General features: G+C 62.6%; 3 protein-coding genes and 1 pseudogene. All 4 read left to right on the forward strand.

Annotation, left to right across the window (positions count from 1 at the left end; all coding sequences use genetic code 11):
• Nucleotides 1-191 (forward strand): annotated as a pseudogene (locus tag EN914_RS29625) (ABC transporter ATP-binding protein); the annotation flags it as partial.
• Nucleotides 188-1,318, forward strand: a complete 1,131-nt coding sequence (locus tag EN914_RS29630; RefSeq protein WP_024503274.1) for an ABC transporter permease — start codon at nucleotides 188-190, stop codon at nucleotides 1,316-1,318. The pseudogene EN914_RS29625 and the gene EN914_RS29630, both read left to right, overlap by 4 nt.
• Entirely contained in the window at nucleotides 1,318-2,238 is a 921-nt protein-coding gene (locus tag EN914_RS29635) for an ABC transporter permease (protein ID WP_024503273.1), read from the forward strand. The genes EN914_RS29630 and EN914_RS29635 overlap by 1 nt, the downstream gene beginning before the upstream one ends.
• Nucleotides 2,239-2,288: 50 nt before the next feature.
• Nucleotides 2,289-3,190 (forward strand): BMP family ABC transporter substrate-binding protein (locus EN914_RS29640; RefSeq protein WP_164779003.1); only part of this gene is annotated, 902 nt, incomplete at its 3' end.

Genomic DNA, 3,190 nt, shown 5'->3' on the forward strand with positions numbered 1-3,190 from the left:
GCGGATCGGCGGTGCTGGTGATCAGCCAGGATCTCGACGAGCTGTTCGAGATCTCGGATGCGATCGCCGTCATGCACAATGGCGAGTTGTCGAAGCCGATACCGATCGCCGAGGCGACCTTCGAGAAGGTCGGCTTGCTGATGGGTGGCGCCGAACCCGGTCACGCCGAACACACGTTGGAGACGGCATGATGCGCCTCGAACTCGTCAAACGTCCGCAGCGTTCCATGCTGTTTTCGGCCCTGTCGCCGTTCATCGCCTTCGCGCTGACCATCATTGCCGGGGCCGTCATGTTCGCGCTGCTCGGCGTCAATCCGCTGACTGCGTTCAACATCTATTTCATCGAGCCGATCAGCCAAATCTGGCAGTTGCATGAGCTGGCGATCAAGGCCGCGCCGCTCATCCTGATCGCCGTCGGCCTGTCGGTTTGCTACAAGGCCAACATCTGGAACATCGGCGCCGAAGGCCAGTTCATCCTCGGCGGCATCGTTGGCTCGATGCTTCCAGTACTGTTTCCGCAGTTCGAAGGCCCGCTGGTGCTGCCGTTGATGCTGTTGCTTGGCATGGTCGGAGGTGCGGCCTATGCGGCGATCCCGGCTCTGCTCAAGACGCGCTTCGGCACCAACGAGATCCTGACCAGCCTGATGCTGGTCTATGTCGCGCAACTTTTCCTTGACTGGCTGGTGCGCGGCCCCTGGCGCGATCCGCAGGGCCATGGCTTCCCGCAGACCATCCAGTTCAACGATTCGGCCGTGTTGCCGGAACTGATGCCGGATGCCGGACGGGCAAACTGGGGTTTTGTCTTCGCGCTGGTCGCCGCGGTGCTGGTCTGGATCCTGATGAGCCGCATGCTGAAAGGTTTCGAGGTGCGCGTGCTGGGCTCGAGCCCGCGGGCAGGACGCTTCGCCGGCTTCGGCCTCGACCGGATGGTGTTCTTTGCCTTCCTGCTGTCGGGCGCGCTGGCGGGACTTGCCGGCATCTCGGAGGTCTCGGGCGCCATCGGCCAGCTGCAGCCCGTCATTTCGCCCGGCTACGGCTTCACCGCCATCATCGTGGCGTTCCTCGGCCGTCTCAACCCGCTTGGCATCGTTGCCGCCGGACTGGTGCTGGCACTGACCTATCTCGGCGGCGAAGCAGTGCAGAGCGCGCTCGGCATCTCCGACAAGGTGGCGCGGGTGTTCCAGGGCATGCTTTTGTTCTTCGTGCTCGGCTGCGACACGCTCATCCATTACCGCATACGCCTGGTCGGCCTGGCGCTGACCAAACCGGAAGGCGTGGCCAAACTCGAAGCCGCACCGAAGCTGAAGGAAGCCCGTTGATGGACATCACCGTAAACATCCTTCTGACCATCGCCACCGCGGCAACGCCGCTGCTGATCGCGGCAATCGGTGAGCTGGTGGTCGAGCGCTCCGGCGTACTCAATCTCGGCGTCGAAGGCATGATGATCATGGGCGCCGTCGGCGGCTTCGGCGCAACCTATCTCACCGGATCGCCCTGGATCGGCCTTTTGGCGGCCATTGCCATGGGCGCTGTGTTCTCGCTGCTGTTTGCCGTCATGACGCTGTCGCTGGCCACCAATCAGGTGGCGACCGGCCTGTCGCTGACGCTGCTCGGCCTTGGCCTGTCCGGCATGATGGGCACCAGCTTCGTCGGCCAGCCCGGCGAAAGGCTGCCCAACCTCGACATTCCCGGCCTGACGGAAATCCCTGTGGTCGGCAGGCTGCTGTTTGGCCAGGATCCGATCTTCTACATCTCGATCGCACTGACCGCCGCCGTCATGTGGTTCCTGTTCAAGACCCGCACCGGGCTGACGCTGCGTTCGATCGGCGACAGCCACACCTCGGCGCATGCGCTTGGCATCAAGGTCATCCGCTACCGATACCTCGCGGTCATCTTCGGCGGCGCCTGTGCCGGTCTCGCCGGCGGCCATCTCTCGCTGGTCTACACGCCGCAATGGGTGGAGAACATGAGCGCCGGCCGCGGCTGGATCGCGCTGGCGCTGGTGGTGTTCGCCTCCTGGCGGCCATGGCGGGTGCTGGCCGGCGCCTACATCTTCGGCGCGGTGTGGATCGGCCAGCTTCATGCACAGGCTTTTGGCATTCCAGTGCCCTCACAGTTCCTTTCTTCGCTGCCCTATCTGGCAACCGTCGTGGTTCTCGTTCTAATCTCGCGCAACAAGCGTCTGACGATGATGAACACGCCGGCTTCCTTGGGGCAGCCATTCGTTCCGGATCGTTGACAACAAAAAACAAACGGGAAGCTCCAAGGCTAACTCAGAGAGGTAACACGATGAAAAAACTGCTTATTGCCCTGATGACCACGACCGCCGCCATGTCGCTGGCAGCGACGGCCGAGGCCGCGGACAAGCTGAAGGCTTGCTGGGTCTACACCGGCCCGATCGGCGATTTCGGCTATTCCTACCAGCACGACCAGGGCCGTCTCGAAGTGGAGAAGGCGCTCGGCGACAAGGTCGAAACCGCCTATCTTGAAAACGTCTCGGAAGGCCCCGACGCCGACCGCGCTTTCGAGCGCCTGGCACGCGAAGGCTGCAAGATCATTTTCGGCACCTCCTTCGGCTTCATGGACCCGGAAGTGAAGGTTGCCAAGAAATTCCCGAAGGTGATGTTCGAGCACGCCACCGGCTACAAGACATCTGACAATCTCGGCATCTACAATGCGCGTTTCTATGAAGGCCGTTATGTGCTCGGCCAGATCGCCGCCAAGGAATCGAAGGCAGGCGTTGCCGGCTACATCGTTTCCTTCCCGATCCCGGAAGTGGTGATGGGCATCAACTCCTTCATGCTCGGCGCGCAGTCGATCAACCCGAACTTCAAGGCCAAGATCGTCTGGGTGAATTCCTGGTTCGATCCGGGCAAGGAAGCCGACGCCGCCAAGGCGCTGTTCGACCAGGGTGCCGACATTATCGTCCAGCACACCGATTCGACCGCTGCCCTGCAGGTGGCCGAGGAGCGCAAGCTGCACGGCTTCGGCCAGTCCTCCGACATGATCAAGTTCGCGCCGAACGCGCAGCTGACCTCGCTCACCGACGAATGGGGTCCCTATTACATCAGCCGGGTCCAGGCAGCCCTCGACGGCACCTGGAAGCCGGACAATGTCTGGCTTGGCATCAAGGACGGCGCGGTCAAGCTCGCCCCCTACACCAACATGCCCGACGACGTGAAGGCGATGGC

The sequence above is a fragment of the Mesorhizobium sp. M7A.F.Ca.CA.001.08.2.1 genome, from assembly GCF_003998455.1.
In the GTDB taxonomy this organism is placed as follows: Bacteria; Pseudomonadota; Alphaproteobacteria; order Rhizobiales; family Rhizobiaceae; genus Mesorhizobium; species Mesorhizobium ciceri.